Below are 17,250 nucleotides of genomic sequence, written 5' to 3'. Positions count from 1 at the left end.
TGATGTGGGTGATACAAGTCACATGTCTTGAAAGGGGTCTCTTCCGTGCCCGCAACAATCCTGATCATCGACCCCGTCGCAACCAACCGGATCGTCATGAAGGTGAAGCTGGCTAGGGCTTGTTACCAGGTAGCGCAAGCAGACAGTGGGAACGAAGGATTGGAAACTGCGCGCCAACTGCGTCCCGATCTTATCTTGTGCGCAGACCATCTACCCGACATGACGACCGAGACATTTGCTCGCACGCTGCGAACCGCTCCGTCAAGCAGATCAACACCGCTCATCGTCGAAGCGATGAGCCATAACTCTGAACGTCGTCTGCAATTGCTTCTATCCGGCGCCGATGACATACTGGTCAAACCGCACGGCGAACGCCTGCTGCTGGCGCGCTTGCGCAGTTTGCTCCGATTGCGCGAAACTGCCGCAGAACTCACTCTGCGCGAAGGTGCCAGTCGCGCCCTTGGCCTCGCCGAAGCGACAGAGTGCTATGTCACGCCGGGACCAACGGCAATTGTCGCTCCGCGGAGCGACACAGCCGTGAAATGGAGTCGCAAGCTGTCCAGTCATATTCCGGGCAAACACCATTCTTATGGGTATCGCGATGCGATCTTGCAGATGAGCGAAGGGGCCGCGCCCGATGTCGTCGCCGTGATCCTGACGCCAGAGTGCGCCGAATCAGGATTACAACTCCTTGCCGACCTGAAGGCTAAGCCGGAAACCCGCGATTGTGGCGTTCTGGTTCTCGCAGATGGCGAACACGCCGAACGCTACGCCGCAGATGCGCTCGACCGAGGCGCAAATGACGCGTTGACCAAAGGAGCGACTGTCCATGAAATCGCCCTCAGACTTGATCGGCTGACCGCCCGTAAACGCACACTTGAACGGCTGCGTAAAGACATGCGCGATGGGTTGCGTGCGGCGCTGACCGATCCACTTACAGGCCTCTTCAACCGACGGTATGCGATGCCAAACCTCGCTGCGATTGCTGACGCCGCGCGCAGCGGAGGGTGTACCGGCGACTATGCCGTCATGATTATCGACGTCGACCATTTCAAGTTGATCAATGATCGTTTCGGCCATTCCCCGGGCGATACCGTGTTGATCCGACTTGCCGAGATTCTAAAGCAGTCCGTGACAGAGCCAAACCTGTTGGCGCGCGTAGGTGGCGAAGAGTTTCTCGTCGTCATGCCACAGACCGGGCGGCGCACCGCCCGGATCATGGCTCAGAGACTATGCAGGCAGATCCGCGACACCGTATTCGAAATGCCTGGTCGGTTGTGCCCGCTGCAAGTCACCGTCAGTATCGGTGTCGCCATGGGTTCGGACATCGGCACACCCACAGACCCGACCCTGTCACAGCATGAAGCGGTTCTCGATGGCGCAGACAAAGCCCTCTATGAGGCCAAGGCGCATGGTCGCAATCAGGTCGCGCTCAGCCAAGTGCGTTCAGCAGCCTGACTTCGACCGCCCCGCAATTCCCTGCGTATCATCACCATTTTCGCCAGCAACTCAGTCATGTGACCCGAACCAGCGCTTGCCCTCGCCGCGCTGGCCCTTGGGCTTACGACGTGGCCCGCGCTCAATAACTTTTTGCAGTCGTTCAGCATAGGCTGTACGATCTGCCGCGCTCATCTCATCGAACCGTTTGAGTAGGATATCCACACCCAGATCCACCCGGCGCGTGACCTGCTGCATCTGAGCCTCCACCGCCGCTCGCACGGCAGCAGAATCGTAAGGATCAGTGGTCAACGCGGAAATGACGACCGAAAAGTTTGCCGCGCCGTCCCCTCGTTCGGCCTGTTCGGCGCGCATCGCGTTGCGCAGATCGCGACCAACCGCTTTGCGGTCCTGCCGTTCCAAAGCCGCTGTCAACGGCCCACCGGGTTGCGACACACGTGGCGGGTGACGTTCATCCTTGCCGCGGTTCGATACCACCATACCCAGAACGGCTCCCACCACCAGAAGGTTGAGTGCAAGAGAGGCAACCAGCAACACGCGCAAAGTCCGTTTCATGCCCGGCGTTCTCATTTCCTTGTCATTCATCCTGTCTCTCCTTCTTCGAAGGCATAATCAAAACCGGTCGCAAACTCGTCAATGTAGCTTTCAACGCCATTCGCCCCCAACGCGGTGGTCACGGCATCACTCAGACCCAACGAGGGGCTGACCCCGATCCACAGACCGGCCACAGTGGCAGTGGCAAGCCCGATCATCGCAGGCCAACCGCCCAGGGCGGCCCAAAGCCCCGCCAAAAGCCCAACCTTTGGCACCTCTGACCTCACCGTTTCTGTCGCGTCCTGAACGGACAGCGCATCCTTCAGAACCCGCGCCAATAGCGCTTCAGAAGTCGGCGCCGGCTGTTCTCGTGCAGCGTCGAAAAATGCCTGCAGATTGTCGTCTTGATCCGTCTTATCCATCGCCATATCCCAATTCCTCACGCTGCCCGGCCAAAGCTGCCGCCAACGCCCGCTTGCCCCGCGCGGTCAGGCTTTCAACCGCTTCAGTACTGATTTCCATGATGGCGGCAATTTCCGGGTTCCCCATCTCTTCAATGTGGCGCAACACCACTGCCTGTCGCTGTCGCTCGGGCAGCGTGTTCAGCGCTTGTTGCAAAGCCGCCTGCCGCTCCTGCTCAACCATGTGTTCCGACGGCCCAAGCTTGTCATCCGCCGGCTCGGGTATATCATCGAGCGCAGGTCCGTTGCGTTTACGACGCCGCAGTCGGTCTGTCGCCAAGTTGGCCACGACCCGGTAAAGCCAGGTCGTAACCTTGGCCTCGCCCTGTCGCCACTCTTCGGCAATCCTCCAGAGCCGCATCATCGCCTCCTGGGTCACATCTTCGGCCTCGGTCCAATCCCCCAGCAACCGATAGGCATGCGCCATGACAATCGGGGTCAACCGGGTTGTCAGAGAATGCGCCGCCGCCCTGTCGCCGTTGGCAAACAACTTCAAAAGCGTCTCGTTGGGCACATCGGCAAACATGTCGCGCGGCATAGTCATCCTGAACTTGGCGTATCCGTTTCCCTGACATCTGGCAAATCGGCCCCTTGTGTTTAGGCCGCGTTCGGGCGGGTATGCGCCGCCCGAACAGTTCTGATCAAGGTCTTAGTTCGAACCGCGTTTGCCCTGCTTGTCGTGGCGGTCATGCCCACGGTGTTTACCACCCTTTTTCTTGGCAGCCTTCAGTTCTTCTTCGCTAATCGCTCCATCGCCATCCTTGTCGAGCCGCGAGAACATCTTATCGGCACGCGATTGTTGCCCCGGCATCTCGTCAAAACTCAACTCGCCATCCTTGTCGGCATCCATCCGCTCAATCATCTTCGTCATCATCTTGGCGCGACGATCCTCTTGCTTCTTCTTGGCGGCCGCTGCCATCTCGGCAGCAGACAGCTTGCCGTTGCCATCAGTGTCAGCCGCGTCAAAACGTGCCTTGGCGTGGGCTGCCATCTCGTCTTTCGAAAGCTTGCCGTCACCGTTTGTGTCAACTTCGCTAAACTCAAACATCATCGGCCCCATGCCGCGTTTTCCGCCTTGCTTATCTTGGGCCAGCGCCGCACCGGCCCCGGTCAAAAGGCTGATTGCCACAACGCCAGTGATAAAATAATTGCGTTTCATCTTGGTTTCTCCTTCGAGAGCTTTCGGGTTTCACCTCTTGCCGAGGCCGGGTATTTCCTCCCGTTTCCACAAGCTCAAACGCACCAGGACCAGCTTTCCGTCGCACGATGCAAAACTTTTTTGGTGCATTTGAGCCGAATCTTTGCGACATGGCGCCGCAAGGCGGCTTCTCGGCCTTTAAAACCGACTGCTTATGTCGCACTTTCAGAGCGAACACGTGAGGATGGACATGACCAACACGATCGTTGCCGCGCGCGACACAACGACCAGCACAGACACCGAGACGGAAGAACGCCAGTTGGGGCCCGCGCTGCGCAATGGCTGGCGCAGACGTTGCCCCAATTGCGGCTCAGGCCCGCTTCTAAAGGGTTATCTCAAGGTACACGACGAATGCTCGGTCTGCCGTGAAGAGCTTTTTCACCACCGCGCCGATGATGGACCCGCCTATTTGACCATCTTGATCGTCGGACATCTGATGGCACCGCTCTTGTATATGGTATTTGTACGGTGGCGACCTGAACCGCTGGTTTTGTTCACTATCTTCGCTATTGGCTGCGTCGCTTTGTCGTTATACCTTCTGCCAAGATTGAAGGGGGCGGTTGTGGGGTTCCAATGGGCCCGGCAAATGCATGGGTTCAACAAGGCAAGAAGCCACGAACCAAGCTGAAACCAGCCCCGCACGAAAAGCAGAGGCGCGGCAATGACCAAAGATAATCTGGCACCTATCGACAAGACTGCCCTGCGGAATGCAGCAACCGTAATCGTTTTGCGCGACCGTCTGGAAGACCCGAAAGTGCTCATGGGGCAACGCGGTGCAAAGGCTGCGTTCATGCCCAACAAATTCGTCTTTCCAGGTGGCGCAGTCGATCCCGACGATGCCGGTGTGCCGCTGGTCCGCCGCATGCCACAGGTCTGTCGGAAGCGTCTGCTCGAAGACTCCATGGAAGATTTCAGCCATGCGCTCGCCACTGCCGCGATTCGCGAATTATGGGAGGAAACCGGGCTGATCCTCGGGCAACCCGGCGCATGGGCGGCCGAACCACCCAAAGATTGGGCCGGATTTGCCGATCTGGGATATCTGCCCGATGCCCACCCTTTGCAATTCGTCTTTCGTGCCGTCACCCCCCCGGGCCGCCCGCGGCGGTTTGATGCCCGCTTCTTTCTGGTTGATGCCGACGAGGTCGCCAACGATCTTGATGATTTCTCCGCCGCTCAAGATGAGTTGTCGCATCTGCAATGGATTCCGGTCCGTGAGGTGCGCGGCTTTGATCTCCCGTTCATAACCGAAGTCGTGCTAGCCGAAGTGGCAACACGCGCGTCTATTCTTACTCCGCCCGACAATGTGCCATTTTTCAAGAATACCGAAGAGGCCAGCCTGTTTGAGAGGCTCAAGGGCCGCGGCCCGCTATCGGGCAAGCTGATCACACACGATTGATCCGTGTGCCGTGCGGGCGTTGCCCGTCGCCTCTCTAGCCCAACAACACCAACGCCAGAATGCTCACAGTCAGAAAACCGATACCGGCCAATTCCTTGCGCGCCAATTTCTCGCCGAAAAACAACACCGATGCGGCGATGGAAAAAATCACTTCTACCTGCCCCACGGCAAAAACATAGGCCGCGTTCTGCAAGGTGAAGGCGGTGAACCAGCAGATCGAACCGCCAAGCCCGGACAGCCCCATCCAGACCGCCGTCTTGCGCGCGCCAATCACCCGGGCCAGTTGACCCTTCTCGCGCCACCCCAGCCAGACCGAAAGCGCCAGCGTCTGCATCGTCGTGACAATCGCCAGCGACACCACCGCGCGCAAAAAGGCGTCATCTGACGGCACCTCTAGCGTCGCCCCGCGATAGCAAACCGCAGAGACGGCAAAAAACGCCCCCGAGAGCAGCCCCAAACCCGACGTTCTGTTCATGATGCGTCGCGCAAAGCCACCCGCCCCGCCGGGATTGTCCGACAGGATCAGAACCCCCACGAGCCCTAGAACAATGGCCGCCAGCCCCCAGGGCGAAACCGTATCACCCAGCAGAACAAACCCTATTAGAGCGGTCTGCACCACTTCCGTTTTCTTGAACGTGATCCCGACGGCGAAATTGCGATGCGCGAATATGGCCACGACACACCAGGTCGCCAATATCTGCGTCAGCCCGCCAATCATCGCATAGACCCAGAAGGCGCCCGAAAGCGCGGGCCAACCTGCGCCACTCCACAAGATATAACCCAGCGCAAGGCTCAGCACGAAAGGCATCGAATAGAAAAACCGCGCCAGTGTCGCGCCACCGGCGCTTAGCGCGCCGCCGCTGAGTGATTTTTGCAGCATGAAGCGTAGTGTTTGAAACGCCGCCGCCGCTATGGAAAGTATGATCCAGGCCATAAGGCCCTATCGCACGCCCTTAGCGCTCGCGAAAGAGAGGATGCGGCACCGGGTCTTTCGCGCGCCAGAAATAGCGCCGAAAAATCTCTCCATAGGAACGGTAGTGATACCCGTCATTGCGCACCAGAAACGCATCGCGCTCGGCGGCAAGCCGCGCAGGCAGATCATACCATGCCACGCCGGGATGCGAATGATGCACGATATGTAGGTTGTTGTTGAGAAATATCAGCGCCAGCAGCCCGCGATCTTCGATCAACACGCTGCGTCCAGGCGCGTTCTCATGTGCGCGATGCTCAAGAAATGTGCGGATTTTCAGGATAGACAGCGCCCCATAGCTGCTCAGCACGAACGCCCAGACCGGCATTTTCCCAACCACCACCATCCACCATATCACCACTCCCAGCGCCGGAATATGCCAAAGCCATCCCGCCAGAACGGCGACATCTCCCGCGCGTATCTTGCGCCAATCGCACCTCATGAAAGCAATCTGCCCGATCAACGGCCCGATCAAAACCCGACCAAGCAGCGTGTTGTTAAACCGCAGAATCGCCCTGACCAAGACCGGCAGCCTCTCCCACGCGCGCGGATCAAGAAAATTTGTCTCGGGGTCGTCATAGGGGTCGGTCAATGTCTCATCATGATGATGGGCAATGTGGGTATCGCGAAAGCGTTTGTAGGGAATGGCAAGGCTCAGCGCCGGAAAAACCAACGCTTCGTTCAGCCACCTCAGCCGCGTGGGATGACCGTGCAGCACCTCATGGCAAAGCGACGAGTGCTGCGCCGTCGAAAGCGTAACCATCACCATGCCAAGCGGTAAAAACAGCTCCGCCGCCCATGTCGTCGCCACACTCCAAACCACATAGGTCAGCGCCAGCATGCCCCACGTCGGCCACTCTATCCGCCGCCGCTTATCCATGCCGCCCCCAACGCACCCCGGCCCAGAACCGCTCGTATCCGAGATAGGTGACAAACCCGATACCCGTGTTCAGCGCCGCCATGGTCCCGCCCAACGCCCAGGACCCGGTCATCGCCAGCCCGACCAGCGCCATGGTCAAAAGGCCAAGCAGGTTCCAGCAAACCGCTTTCACAAGGCTTCGGGTTCGGCTTTCCATAAATGCTCCGTTTATGAGATGTCACGAAATCGTTATTCCGTGCCTCGCATCGCGGCCATTCTGAATATGATTAACAAACCTCACAATTGGTGATATAACTCAACACATGCCGCATAAACTCGACAAACGCATTCGCGCCGCCCAGTTTCGCAATCGCCTAGATCAGGCGATGCGGCGCACGCAAACCAATCAAAGCGCGCTGGCGCGGCGGATCGGGGTGGATCGCTCAACCGTGTCGCAACTTTTGAAAGGCACCGGCGCGCGCCTGCCCAATGCGCAGGTGGTGGGTGAATGCGCCGCGGCTCTGGGTGTGTCGGCAGATTGGCTGTTGTCGCTGTCTGACCGCTCCGAAACGGCGGCCGATCTTCTGGCAACGGCTCTCACCGTCACCAAGGCGCCTCGCGCGCTGGTCGATGAGCAAATCTTTGCATGGCACACCGAAGCAGCCGGCATGAAAATCCGCCATGTGCCGGCATCGCTCCCTGATATGCTGAAAACGCGCGCAATTCTCGAATGGGAATACTCACCGCATCTCGGGCGCAGCGCAACCCAGGCCATTGGTGCCTCAGAGGATCGGTTAACCTGGATGCGCGGCGCACAATCAGACTATGAAATTGCCTTCCCGCTGCACGAATTGACCAGCTTCGCATATGCCGAGGGCTACTACACCGGGCTTGATGCTGCCCTGCGTCGCGAACAGCTTGACCGCCTGGCGCTCCTGCACGATCAGCTTTACCCACGTCTGCGGATTTATCTCTTCGATGCCCGCCGATTGTTCTCCGCGCCGCTCACCATCTTTGGTCCGATGCTGGCCGTGCTCTACATGGGACGCAACTATCTCGCCTTCCGTGACACGGAACGCGTTTCGGCCTTCACCGCGCATTTCGACCAACTGGTGCGTGAAGCCACCATCACCGCTCGGGAATTTCCCAACCGAATCAAAGATCTGAAGCAACTTCTGCCCGATTGAGTTCAGCCAGTACACTTAACGCCGCTCACCTATCGCACGGCCCAAGCCTTCGGGGTCCGGCAGATTGGCATGAGCCTCGGCCACCTTCACCAACGCCGCCTCAACCTGTTCGGCAGGCGGTGTTGAGCGTCGGCTTTTCAGATCAACATGCAATAGCATATGCTCTCCGGTCGCCACCAACCGTTCGCCTTCACGCATTTCATGGAAAAGATGCATCTTCTTGCCCGCCCCGGCAATTACCTGCGTTCGGATCTCGATAATCATCCCGGCATGCGCCTCGTCGATATGGCGAATATGGGTCTCGGCCGTGAAATAGCTGCCGCCGTTGGCGATATACTCGGCATCACAACCGATCATCATCATGAAACGGTCGGTTGCGTCCGCAAAAGCTTCAAGATACCGACTCTCGGTCATGTGGCCGTTATAGTCGAGCCATTCCAGCGGCACCGCGCGGCGCGCGGTCAGCACCGGCGTACCAAGATCGCTCAACTCGTCAACATGACGCACCAGCCCTGCAGCGGCCTCAATGCTGGCATCATGCGCCTTTTGCACCGCGCCCGCGCCCCAGTCTTCTCGCAAAAGCGCGCGCATTATACCCACCAGATTGGCATCTCGAATGCGTTCCAACTCGCGGATCGAATGCGCCCCTGATTGCGCGTCGGATTGATCGGCAATCGCATCAATCAGATCATCGGTCAGCTCGGGCACATCCATCAACTTGGTCCATGGCCATTTAAGGCAGGGTCCGAACTGCTCAATGAAGTGACGCATTCCCGCCTCGCCACCGGCCACACGATAGGTTTCAAAAAGCCCCATCTGCGCCCACCTGAGACCAAATCCCAGTCGGATCGCCTCATCAATCTCTTTCGTCGTGGCGATGCCATCCTTGATCAGCCACAGCGCCTCGCGCCAGACCGCCTCAAGGAAGCGATCTGCGATATGCGCGTCGATCTCCTTTTTCACATGCAATGGATACATGCCCACACCGCGCAACACCTCCTGCGCCCGTGCGATCACCCCGGCATCATTGGCTTTGGTCGTTACCAACTCGACCAGCGGCAACAAATAGACCGGGTTGAAAGGATGCGCCACGACCACCTGACCGGGCCGCCCCAACCCCGCCTGCAATTCGGATGGTTTATAGCCCGACGTCGAGGAGCCAATCACCGCCCCCTCCGGAACATGCGCCATCAACGCGCCGTAAACCTTCTGCTTCAATTCAATTCGCTCGGGCACACTTTCCTGCACCCAATCCGCACCAACAACGGCTTCTTCAATCGTGTCACAAAACCGCACCTCGCCCTCCTGAGGAAGCGCCACATTGCCCAACCCCGGAAGCGCAAGACGGGCGTTCTCCATCACTTCACCGATCTTTCGCGCGGCTTGTGGGTCCGGATCAAACACCCGCACCTCCCAACCATTCAGCGCAAACCGTGCAGCCCAGCCACCGCCAATCACACCGCCCCCAATGATCGCCGCGACCTTCTTCATTTCGAACCCTTCCGCATCACTTCCATGTCATAGCCCATCCACTGCATGATCTCGCTTGCCGCCTTCAACCGGTCCTGCCCGCCTGTTGCGCGCCGGTCCATGATCCAGCCAAACTCACCTCCGGGCGTACCGATGGCCGCAGTCCGATTGTCCGCATCCATCCACAAGACCCACACCGCCTTGCCGGCAAACACCTTGCCGCCGGTTTCGCGAAAGCGCCCGTTTCCACTCGCTGACAACACCGTTGAAAAGCTCTCAAAACCCGCAACGCCCGCATCATCAATGTCGAATCTCTGGCCGGAAACCTGCAAGCCGTTCTTACTCGTCACAAGCCGCAGATCGCCCCCGTCGGGTATCCGACGGTCCGCCCCGGGTTCTGCAAGATAGGGCATGCCAGGCCAGGAGCGCCGGATCACCCAGGCACCGCCGAGGCGCTCTGCCGTTACATCCACTTGGCTGGATATTGGCGCCTGCATGTCACGCAGCCCCGAAGTATCCGTCGTCGGCGCACAAGCCAACAGCAAGCCACCAAGCGAAAGACACATCAACTGCCGCAGCAGACCCGCCCCGCGCTTCATCATTTCTTGTACCACCAGCCGTCCGAGGCGTTGATTTCAGGGCATCGAAAAAACCTCGTCGGTTCGCCCTCGCCAAACCAGATCCAGATTTCCTTGCCAAGGTCCCTGCCGTCGCCGCCGCGCATGATCAGACGCGACTCTTCATAGGTGTTTCCCTCTGACCGACACTTCAACTCCAGGCGCACCGCCGCCATGCCGCGCAGCGGTTGGGCGCGCCGGATAGCACAGCTGTTTTCATAGCCCAAAACCTCGGTCGGCGTGATGGCAATCGGTGCGGGCGTAACTCTGCCGATCTGGTTCACACGATCACACCATGCCTTGTCCCAAGCCCATTTTCCTTGCCACCACTCATCTGCCCCCGCAGCAACCGGAAGACAGGCCAGAACAAGCGCCCATTTCAACCTCGATAAGACTTTCACAATACCCCCCATTTTTCTGCCCACCCGACGCGATCTAAGCCGCTTCGGGCGCACGCTTGAGCAATCCCAACTTGTCGCGCACCTCTTGTGGCCCAATCACCCGCGCACCCATACCCTCGATGATGCCGACGGCGCGTTCCACAAGCTGCGCATTGCTCGCCAACACCCCCTTGTCGAGCCAAAGGTTGTCTTCCAGCCCGACGCGCACATTGCCCCCGGCCAGAACGCTCGCCGCGACATAGCCCATCTGATTGCGCCCCAGTCCGAAGGCCGAAAAGGTCCAGTCTTCGGGCACATTATTAACCATCGCCATTAAAGTATTGAGATCATCCGGTGCGCCCCAAGGCACCCCCATGCAGAGTTGAACCAGCGCCGGGCCGTCCAACACGCCATCTTTGACCAACTGCTTGGCATACCAAAGATGACCCGTATCAAATGCCTCGATCTCGGGTTTCACACCCAGATGCGTCATCATCCGGCCCATCGCCTGCAACATGCCGGGTGTGTTGGTCATCACGTAATCGGCCTCGGCAAAATTCATCGTGCCGCAATCAAGCGTGCAAATCTCTGGCCGACATTGCTTGACATGCTCGACCCGCTCGGCCGCCCCCACCATATCGGTGCCCGCGTCGCGCAATGGCAGCGGCTGCTCACTCGGGCCAAACACCATGTCGCCCCCCATCCCCGCGGTCAGGTTCAGCACCACATCGACTTCCGCCTCGCGAATTCGCTCTGTTACCTCACGATAAAGGTCAAGCCTCCGGCTCGGCGCGCCGGTCTCTGGGTCGCGCACGTGGCAATGCACCACCGCCGCCCCGGCGCGCGCCGCGTCAATAGCACTCTCGGCAATCTCGCTCGGACTGCGCGGCACATGCGGCGATCGGTCCTGCGTGGCCCCCGACCCGGTCACGGCGCAAGTGATGAAAACCTCTCGGTTCATGGCAAGTGGCATGGCGCCCTCCTCTGCTCGTTATCCAGAATCTATGTCAGCATCTTTCCCGCAAACGCGCCCAAGTGCGACATATATTCCTTGATCTTTCCAGAAATACTCCCGCCGAAGGCATCCTTTGGTGCGACACTGCGATGTCCGACAAGGCTCAAACGAGATTTGTTGAAACCTAGTCTTTCAAAGACAAGGTATGTTCGCGCAGCCAGGCCATAAACCCGCGCGGATCCGTCTTGAGCAACTCGTGCTTGTCTTGCGCAATCGGATGGCCGATCACAGGCGCCTGCGGTTTATTGCAGCTATAGACGATCTCGTGCAACAAAAGCCCCTGTCGCAGCGTCGCCGAAAGCTGATTGGCGATCTGATACAGGCGCGAATTCGAGCCGGTAAAACGCACCGGCACAACCTGCGCGCCGGACCGTCGAATCATCTGGGCGGTAAAAACATTCCATTCCCGCTCAATCGCCGGGCCAAACATGCTGTCCGATGAAGCCACCACACCCGAGGGGAAGAGCGTGACCAATCCCCCCGCCTTCAGGTGGTTCATCGCCTGGCGCCGCATCTCGACGAATTTCTGCTGCGCGTCCTGTTCATAGGGAAACGGCACAGGGATCATGTAAGAAGAGGCGACTTCGTCAATACCGGTCAGCAACGCACGCGTCAGGATTCGGTAATCGTTGCGCACCCGCCCGATCAAATCGGCCAGGATCATACCATCAACCAGCCCGTGTGGATGATTGGCCACCACCACAACCGGGCCTTCCTTGGGGATTCGCGCCAGTTGCTCTTCCGGGGTGTTCAGGTCGATCCCCATCACCTTCAGCGTCGCGGGCCAAAAGGCTTGCCCGCGCGGCGCACCCATACGCTCAAACTCGCGAACCATGCGGATGATCGAAATCTTGCCGGTCATCCACTCGATGGCGCGGATCACCGTGCTGCGCAGTCGGCTGTCAAACGAGCTTGCATAGGTCAACGTGCCGCGGGCATGCCGTATCGGAGGCGTGCTCATATCCTGCACGTCCTTGGCATCGGTCTCGCTGCTGTCGCGGAAACTGTCCACCACGTTGGGTTGAACCTCACTTGTCGCACTGGCGCCCCGCTCGGGCGTGGTTAGTAGTCCTCGCCGAACCGATCCGCCACAAGCGCCTCAATGGCAAAGGCCAGCGCTTCGGCGTCCGCTCCGAATGTCTGCACGTCAATAGTGCTTCCTTTCGGCGCTGCCAACATCAAAAGCCCCATGATGCTGTCGCCACTGGCGCTAACACCATCGCGACTGATTTCAGCCGAGGCGTCGAACCCCTCTACCACCTCGACCAGCTTGGCCGAAGCGCGGGCATGCAGCCCCTTTTCATTGACGATGGTCAATTTACGCATTGTGGTCTCGGTCATGGGCCCTCATGTCTCGGCATTGATGTTCTGACTGTCAATATACCTACGGCCGGCCTCTTTCGCCAAACGCACAGCATCCGCAACGTTGAGGTGGCGGGATTTCGCAAGCTTGATCAACATGGGAAGGTTGGCGCCATGAAGAAGGCGACGGTTCTCGGACGCACAGGCCAAAAGCGACAGATTGGACGGCGAGCCGCCGAACATGTCCACAACCACAACCACGCCGTCGCCCTGGTCAACCTCTTCGGCCATGGCGCAAATCTCGGCTTGCTTCTCGCTCCGGTCGGAATCGGCCTGAATCGACACCTGACGCACGCCCTTCTGGGCGCCCACCACATGTTCCAACGCGGCCAGATACTCCTTCGCCAGCCCGCCATGTGCCACAATCACGATCCCGATCAAGCCGCTCCCCTCAATGTCCTGCCCCAAGTTCCCGCCCGAGGTCCGGTCCCCGGTGCTCCGACGCGCCGCCCGGCCGTCGCTCGAGTTCGCGGTGCCTAATTGACACTGGCCAGCCGCCCTTCGCAAGAGCCTTGGCAAGGTTTTCCGCCAAAGCCACCGAACGGTGCTGCCCACCAGTACAGCCAAAGCCGATTGCGAGATGTGCTTTACCCTCTTCCGAATAGGCCGGCAGCAGCATATCGACCAACTCGCTTACCCGTTCGAAGAACGCATCATAGCGCGCGTCTTGCGCCACATAGTCGGCCACGCGCGCATCAGTTCCGTTCAACGGGCGCATGGATTCCTCCCAATAGGGATTGCGCAGGAACCGACAATCGAAAACCATGTCGATACCGCGAGGCAGCCCGCGCTTATAAGAAAACGAATTGACCGAAACCGCCAACCCGCGCCCCGCGTCGGGCGCAAACCAGCGTTCGACCTCGGCGCGCAGCTCATGCGGGGTCATATCGGATGTATCGACAAGAATATCGGCCCGCGTCCTTATCGGCACCAACAAATCAAACTCGCGTGCAATGCCCACACCGGGGCTCTCCGCCGTTGCCATCGGATGGCGTCGCCGGGTTTCGGAAAAACGTCGCAACAAGATATCCTCGCTGCAATCTACATAGAACAGCTCCAGCGACCGCCCGAAACGCTCCCCAAATCCGTCAATCGCCTGAATTAGCGCATTCGCGGAAAACTCACGGTTGCGGGTATCAACACCCAGCGCCAGCGGCCGATCATGATGCGGCCCATCCAGAAGCCGCGGCAACAGGCTCAGCGGCAGGTTGTCAATGGCCTCGAATCCCAGATCTTCAAGCGCACGGATCGCAGTCGAGCGCCCGGCGCCCGAAGGGCCGGTCACCATGACGCAGCGCGGCGGCGATTGCAGGTCGGCGGGAGATTTCATTGCGTCTCATGCCTTTCGTTGCGGATTTCGCGGGCATAAATGCGAAACTTGGTAAGGATCAGTCACATCTGCCGACTTTGAGATATTGCAGAATCGCCGCCGGAAAATGTCTTGTCTCGACATTGTGAAGCAGCGGCAATGAAATCCCCAGCACTTTTTTGCTGCGCCGCGGCGGAAGCCGGTCGCCCTCGTGATGATCCAGATCGACGACCAACGCCAGCGGTGCCTGCGCCATGATCTTGGCGTTCAAAATACCCACGAAACGCGCTTCGATCCGCCCGGCTATCGCCTCGGGAGCAGCGACCAGAATGCCGTCTCCCTCACGCCAGAGCCGCACCCGGTCATCCGCCACCAGCATCGCGCCAAGAGCCATCAATTCCAGCGCGAGGCCCGATTTTCCGGCACCCGATTTACCCAGGATCAGCGCCGCACGCCCCTCGACCGCCACACAGCTGGCATGCAGGGTGATGTCATTTGCCATCCCGAAGCTGTCGTTTTTCTCCATCGCGCCGGTATTGCCGTTCAGACAGGCAGGCCCACAACAAATCGGGCCCCCAGAGGATCAGAGGATATGTCGGCATCCGTGGGGCGGATGTTCTCGGCCCAGATCACGCCGTCATGTGCATCGACAATCTGTTTCGAGATCGCCAGCCCCAGCCCGGAATTATTCCCGAACTGGCCTTCGGGGCGCTCGGAATAGAACCTCTTGAACACCTTTTGCAGCGCCTCTTCCGGAATACCCGGTCCGGTATCTTCGACCACGACGAGAACCCGGTTCTGCCGTCGGCGCGCCCAGACCCGGATCGCATCACCGTCCTCGCAAAAGGATGTCGCGTTGGTGATCAGATTGACAAACACCTGCGCCAACCGCGCCTCCAGCCCGTTGATGATAATCGGATTGACCGGCAGATCGGTGATGAAGTCGATGCCTTTTGACTTTGCATCCTCGCCTAGGAATTGACAGAGATTGCCCAGCATTTTCATGAGGTCGAAGCTTTCCTGTTCCTCCTTGACCAACTCGCTATCGAGCCGCGACGCGTTCGAAATGTCACTCACCAACCTGTCGAGGCGACGCACGTCATGTTCGATCACATCCAGAAGCTTGGCGCGCTGTTCATCCTTCTTGACCATCCGCAAACTGCCCACGGCGCTACGCAACGACGCCAGCGGGTTCTTGATTTCATGGGCGACGTCGGCGGCGAATTGTTCGTTACCGTCGATACGGTCATAAAGCGCGCTCACCATTCCGCGTAACGCCCCCGACAAACGCCCGATCTCGTCAGGGCGCGCGGTCAGGTCAGGGATGCGAATGCGCCCTGGTGATTTCTTGCGGTTGTCTCGATCTCTGCCAATCTCGGCCGCCGCCGCCAGATCGCTCAGCGGATTGGCGATGGTCGAAGCAAGCACAAGACTCAACCCGATCGACACGAGCATGCCGACGATGAACATTTGCAACACGCGCTCACGATCCAATCGCACCAGCTGGTCAATTTCGCCCGACGTCGAAGCCAGCGCCACAACGCCGACAGGCGTTTCACCGCGCATTACAAGCGTCGTGACGGTATAGACCCGTCCCTCCCCTTCGCTGCCCGATGCAACCTGTGCGCCATCGGTCAGCGTGCTGGCCACCAGTTGACGCGCCTGATCTTCCACGTCGATCAGGGGCTTGGCAGGCTTCTCGCCCGTGAACACAGTCGAAATACTGTCCCACAGCCAGGTCAGCCCGTCCGTCAGAACCGTCCGGTTATCGGTCTTGCCGTCATCAAGTGCAGAATCGATGCCACGCCCGCCGGCAGTCCCGATCAGCGCACCGTCGGTATCGAACAGGAAAACCTGCACCCCCTTGCGCATGTCCAGCCCGTCCAGCGTCTCGTCAACGTCGATCCCGTCGCCCGCCGCCAGGTTGATCGGGGCCGTTCCCCGCATCTGGGCTTCGAATACGTCGGCGATCAGCTCGACCTCGCTGACCATCCCGCGGGCGCGTTGCAGGGCCAGCCCGTCACGCGACGAATTGAGATAAAGAATGCCCGCGACCAGAACATTCAGCGCGATCAGATTAAAGGTGATGATCCTGCGTGCCAGCGGCGAGGAACGCAACGAAAACAATCCGCGCTTCTCTCTCGAAACGCGGAGCTCATCATCGACGGTACTGCCCGGTGCAACGAAATCGTCGCCCAGCACAATATCTCCGTCGCGTTCAGGCGCCATGTCGCGCACGTCGATCCTTTCGGCCTTGGCGGAGGGCTTTACGCCTTACTCCTCGTTATATCTGTAGCCGATACCGTAGAGCGTCTCAATCGCCGAGAACTCTTCATCAACGCTACGCATCTTCTTGCGCAGGCGCTTGATGTGGCTGTCGATGGTGCGATCGTCGACATAGACCTGATCGTCATAGGCCACATCCATCAACTGGTCGCGCGATTTTACGAAACCGGGCCGCTGGGCCAGGGCCTGCAACAACAAGAACTCGGTCACGGTCAGCGAAACATCCTTGCCCTTCCATGTCACCGCATGGCGCAACGGGTCCATCCGAAGCTCACCGCGGTCCATCACCTTGGTTTCTTCAGTGTCGCCGACGATATCACCGGCCACCGCCTCCTGGCGGCGCAGAAGTGCGCGAATGCGCTCCACCAAGAGCCTCTGACTGAAGGGTTTCTTGACGTAGTCATCTGCCCCCATACGCAGTCCCAGAACCTCGTCAATTTCGTCATCTTTCGAGGTCAGGAAGATCACCGGCATGCTGGTTTTCTGGCGAAGCCGCTGAAGCAGGTCCATGCCGTCCATGCGCGGCATCTTGATGTCCAACACGGCCATATCCGGCAATTGTCGGTTGAACGCATCCAGCGCCTGCTGACCGTCATGATAGGTTTCAACCTCAAAACCCTCTGCCTCGAGAGTCATGGCCACGGATGTCAGGATGTTCCTGTCATCGTCCACAAGGGCGATTTTCGACATATTAGAAGTCCTTCATACTGCTCATTATGCTTATTTTTTCAGGCACAATTGCCGCATT

At 59.1% G+C, this 17,250-nt stretch carries 22 protein-coding genes; 4 read left to right on the top strand and 18 right to left on the bottom strand.

Annotated elements, in window-relative coordinates; all coding sequences use genetic code 11:
- Positions 1-45 precede the first annotated feature (45 nt).
- A complete protein-coding gene (locus LZG00_04360; GenBank protein MCF3593225.1) occupies positions 46-1,458 on the top strand; it encodes a diguanylate cyclase in 1,413 nt (470 codons plus the stop codon).
- A 51-nt stretch (positions 1,459-1,509) separates the two neighbouring features.
- Here LZG00_04360 and LZG00_04355 read toward each other — a convergent pair whose 3' ends face one another.
- The 4 genes from LZG00_04355 to LZG00_04340 all read right to left on the bottom strand — a co-directional run bounded on the left by LZG00_04355 (position 1,510) and on the right by LZG00_04340 (position 3,612).
- Positions 1,510-2,043, bottom strand: a complete 534-nt coding sequence (locus LZG00_04355) for a periplasmic heavy metal sensor (GenBank protein ID MCF3593224.1) — start codon at positions 2,041-2,043, stop codon at positions 1,510-1,512.
- Positions 2,040-2,414, bottom strand: coding sequence for a hypothetical protein (locus LZG00_04350; protein ID MCF3593223.1), 375 nt, complete (start codon positions 2,412-2,414; stop codon positions 2,040-2,042). The genes LZG00_04355 and LZG00_04350 overlap by 4 nt, the downstream gene beginning before the upstream one ends.
- Entirely contained in the window at positions 2,407-2,997 is a 591-nt protein-coding gene (locus LZG00_04345) for an RNA polymerase sigma factor (GenBank protein MCF3593222.1), read from the bottom strand. The genes LZG00_04350 and LZG00_04345 overlap by 8 nt, the downstream gene beginning before the upstream one ends.
- Positions 2,998-3,102: 105 nt before the next feature.
- A complete protein-coding gene (locus LZG00_04340) occupies positions 3,103-3,612 on the bottom strand; it encodes an EF-hand domain-containing protein (GenBank protein MCF3593221.1) in 510 nt (169 codons plus the stop codon).
- Between the two features lie 229 nt (positions 3,613-3,841).
- Between LZG00_04340 and LZG00_04335 the strand changes: the two genes are divergently transcribed.
- A complete protein-coding gene (locus LZG00_04335) occupies positions 3,842-4,279 on the top strand; it encodes a DUF983 domain-containing protein (protein MCF3593220.1) in 438 nt (145 codons plus the stop codon).
- A 33-nt stretch (positions 4,280-4,312) separates the two neighbouring features.
- A complete protein-coding gene (locus LZG00_04330) occupies positions 4,313-5,047 on the top strand; it encodes an NUDIX hydrolase (protein MCF3593219.1) in 735 nt (244 codons plus the stop codon).
- A 34-nt stretch (positions 5,048-5,081) separates the two neighbouring features.
- Here the strand turns inward: LZG00_04330 and LZG00_04325 are convergent, their stop codons facing one another.
- The 3 genes from LZG00_04325 to LZG00_04315 are packed head-to-tail and all read right to left on the bottom strand — an operon-like array spanning position 5,082 to position 7,093.
- Positions 5,082-5,981 carry a DMT family transporter gene (locus LZG00_04325; protein ID MCF3593218.1) on the bottom strand — a complete coding sequence of 300 codons (900 nt, stop codon included), beginning with the start codon at positions 5,979-5,981 and terminating at the stop codon, positions 5,082-5,084.
- Positions 5,982-6,000: 19 nt separating this feature from the next.
- Positions 6,001-6,897 carry a fatty acid desaturase gene (locus tag LZG00_04320; GenBank protein ID MCF3593217.1) on the bottom strand — a complete coding sequence of 299 codons (897 nt, stop codon included), beginning with the start codon at positions 6,895-6,897 and terminating at the stop codon, positions 6,001-6,003.
- Positions 6,890-7,093 (bottom strand): DUF2061 domain-containing protein, encoded by a 204-nt coding sequence (locus LZG00_04315; protein ID MCF3593216.1) that lies wholly within the window; start codon positions 7,091-7,093, stop codon positions 6,890-6,892. The genes LZG00_04320 and LZG00_04315 overlap by 8 nt, the downstream gene beginning before the upstream one ends.
- A 106-nt stretch (positions 7,094-7,199) precedes the next feature.
- Between LZG00_04315 and LZG00_04310 the strand changes: the two genes are divergently transcribed.
- Positions 7,200-8,063, top strand: coding sequence for a helix-turn-helix domain-containing protein (locus LZG00_04310; protein MCF3593215.1), 864 nt, complete (start codon positions 7,200-7,202; stop codon positions 8,061-8,063).
- 15 nt (positions 8,064-8,078) lie between these two features.
- Here the strand turns inward: LZG00_04310 and LZG00_04305 are convergent, their stop codons facing one another.
- The 11 genes from LZG00_04305 to LZG00_04255 all read right to left on the bottom strand — a co-directional run bounded on the left by LZG00_04305 (position 8,079) and on the right by LZG00_04255 (position 17,192).
- Positions 8,079-9,554, bottom strand: coding sequence for a carnitine 3-dehydrogenase (locus LZG00_04305; protein ID MCF3593214.1), 1,476 nt, complete (start codon positions 9,552-9,554; stop codon positions 8,079-8,081).
- Complete coding sequence (locus tag LZG00_04300; protein MCF3593213.1) at positions 9,551-10,135, bottom strand: lipocalin family protein; 585 nt, start codon at positions 10,133-10,135, stop codon at positions 9,551-9,553. The genes LZG00_04305 and LZG00_04300 overlap by 4 nt, the downstream gene beginning before the upstream one ends.
- Positions 10,132-10,551 carry a hypothetical protein gene (locus LZG00_04295; protein ID MCF3593212.1) on the bottom strand — a complete coding sequence of 140 codons (420 nt, stop codon included), beginning with the start codon at positions 10,549-10,551 and terminating at the stop codon, positions 10,132-10,134. Before LZG00_04295 ends, LZG00_04300 begins: the two co-directional genes overlap by 4 nt.
- A 34-nt stretch (positions 10,552-10,585) precedes the next feature.
- The gene (locus LZG00_04290; protein ID MCF3593211.1) at positions 10,586-11,503 is read right to left on the bottom strand and encodes a 3-keto-5-aminohexanoate cleavage protein; all 918 of its coding nucleotides are present in this window, start codon (positions 11,501-11,503) and stop codon (positions 10,586-10,588) included.
- Between the two features lie 166 nt (positions 11,504-11,669).
- Positions 11,670-12,506 (bottom strand): lysophospholipid acyltransferase family protein, encoded by an 837-nt coding sequence (locus LZG00_04285; protein MCF3593210.1) that lies wholly within the window; start codon positions 12,504-12,506, stop codon positions 11,670-11,672.
- 101 nt (positions 12,507-12,607) lie between these two features.
- Positions 12,608-12,886, bottom strand: coding sequence for an HPr family phosphocarrier protein (locus tag LZG00_04280; protein ID MCF3593209.1), 279 nt, complete (start codon positions 12,884-12,886; stop codon positions 12,608-12,610).
- 6 nt (positions 12,887-12,892) lie between these two features.
- A complete protein-coding gene (locus LZG00_04275) occupies positions 12,893-13,288 on the bottom strand; it encodes a PTS fructose transporter subunit IIA (protein ID MCF3593208.1) in 396 nt (131 codons plus the stop codon).
- A 10-nt stretch (positions 13,289-13,298) separates the two neighbouring features.
- Positions 13,299-14,237 (bottom strand): RNase adapter RapZ, encoded by a 939-nt coding sequence (rapZ, locus tag LZG00_04270; GenBank protein ID MCF3593207.1) that lies wholly within the window; start codon positions 14,235-14,237, stop codon positions 13,299-13,301.
- Between the two features lie 58 nt (positions 14,238-14,295).
- Entirely contained in the window at positions 14,296-14,718 is a 423-nt protein-coding gene (locus LZG00_04265; GenBank protein ID MCF3593206.1) for an HPr kinase/phosphatase C-terminal domain-containing protein, read from the bottom strand.
- A gap of 41 nt (positions 14,719-14,759) precedes the next feature.
- Positions 14,760-16,445, bottom strand: coding sequence for a sensor histidine kinase (locus LZG00_04260; protein MCF3593205.1), 1,686 nt, complete (start codon positions 16,443-16,445; stop codon positions 14,760-14,762).
- Between the two features lie 45 nt (positions 16,446-16,490).
- Positions 16,491-17,192 (bottom strand): response regulator transcription factor, encoded by a 702-nt coding sequence (locus LZG00_04255; GenBank protein MCF3593204.1) that lies wholly within the window; start codon positions 17,190-17,192, stop codon positions 16,491-16,493.
- Between the last annotated feature and the right edge of the window lie 58 nt (positions 17,193-17,250).

Source organism: Rhodobacteraceae bacterium LMO-JJ12, from assembly GCA_021555075.1.
In the GTDB taxonomy this organism is placed as follows: Bacteria; Pseudomonadota; Alphaproteobacteria; order Rhodobacterales; family Rhodobacteraceae; genus JAKGBX01.
Note: the sequence above shows the minus strand (reverse complement) of the source record. Positions and strands in the feature narration are given on the sequence as shown.

Excerpts from the sequence above, each read along its gene's own strand:
- LZG00_04355 (MCF3593224.1), bottom strand. The coding sequence starts at position 2,043 with ATGAATGACAAGGAAATGAGAACGCCGGGCATGAAACGGACTTTGCGC.
- LZG00_04350 (MCF3593223.1), bottom strand. The coding sequence starts at position 2,414 with ATGGATAAGACGGATCAAGACGACAATCTGCAGGCATTTTTCGACGCT.
- LZG00_04345 (MCF3593222.1), bottom strand. The coding sequence starts at position 2,997 with ATGACTATGCCGCGCGACATGTTTGCCGATGTGCCCAACGAGACGCTT.
- LZG00_04340 (MCF3593221.1), bottom strand. The coding sequence starts at position 3,612 with ATGAAACGCAATTATTTTATCACTGGCGTTGTGGCAATCAGCCTTTTG.
- LZG00_04335 (MCF3593220.1), top strand. The coding sequence starts at position 3,842 with ATGACCAACACGATCGTTGCCGCGCGCGACACAACGACCAGCACAGAC.
- LZG00_04330 (MCF3593219.1), top strand. The coding sequence starts at position 4,313 with ATGACCAAAGATAATCTGGCACCTATCGACAAGACTGCCCTGCGGAAT.
- LZG00_04325 (MCF3593218.1), bottom strand. The coding sequence starts at position 5,981 with ATGGCCTGGATCATACTTTCCATAGCGGCGGCGGCGTTTCAAACACTA.
- LZG00_04320 (MCF3593217.1), bottom strand. The coding sequence starts at position 6,897 with ATGGATAAGCGGCGGCGGATAGAGTGGCCGACGTGGGGCATGCTGGCG.
- LZG00_04315 (MCF3593216.1), bottom strand. The coding sequence starts at position 7,093 with ATGGAAAGCCGAACCCGAAGCCTTGTGAAAGCGGTTTGCTGGAACCTG.
- LZG00_04310 (MCF3593215.1), top strand. The coding sequence starts at position 7,200 with ATGCCGCATAAACTCGACAAACGCATTCGCGCCGCCCAGTTTCGCAAT.
- LZG00_04305 (MCF3593214.1), bottom strand. The coding sequence starts at position 9,554 with ATGAAGAAGGTCGCGGCGATCATTGGGGGCGGTGTGATTGGCGGTGGC.
- LZG00_04300 (MCF3593213.1), bottom strand. The coding sequence starts at position 10,135 with ATGATGAAGCGCGGGGCGGGTCTGCTGCGGCAGTTGATGTGTCTTTCG.
- LZG00_04290 (MCF3593211.1), bottom strand. The coding sequence starts at position 11,503 with ATGCCACTTGCCATGAACCGAGAGGTTTTCATCACTTGCGCCGTGACC.
- LZG00_04285 (MCF3593210.1), bottom strand. The coding sequence starts at position 12,506 with ATGAGCACGCCTCCGATACGGCATGCCCGCGGCACGTTGACCTATGCA.
- LZG00_04280 (MCF3593209.1), bottom strand. The coding sequence starts at position 12,886 with ATGACCGAGACCACAATGCGTAAATTGACCATCGTCAATGAAAAGGGG.
- rapZ (MCF3593207.1), bottom strand. The coding sequence starts at position 14,237 with ATGAAATCTCCCGCCGACCTGCAATCGCCGCCGCGCTGCGTCATGGTG.
- LZG00_04265 (MCF3593206.1), bottom strand. The coding sequence starts at position 14,718 with ATGGCAAATGACATCACCCTGCATGCCAGCTGTGTGGCGGTCGAGGGG.
- LZG00_04260 (MCF3593205.1), bottom strand. The coding sequence starts at position 16,445 with ATGGCGCCTGAACGCGACGGAGATATTGTGCTGGGCGACGATTTCGTT.
- LZG00_04255 (MCF3593204.1), bottom strand. The coding sequence starts at position 17,192 with ATGTCGAAAATCGCCCTTGTGGACGATGACAGGAACATCCTGACATCC.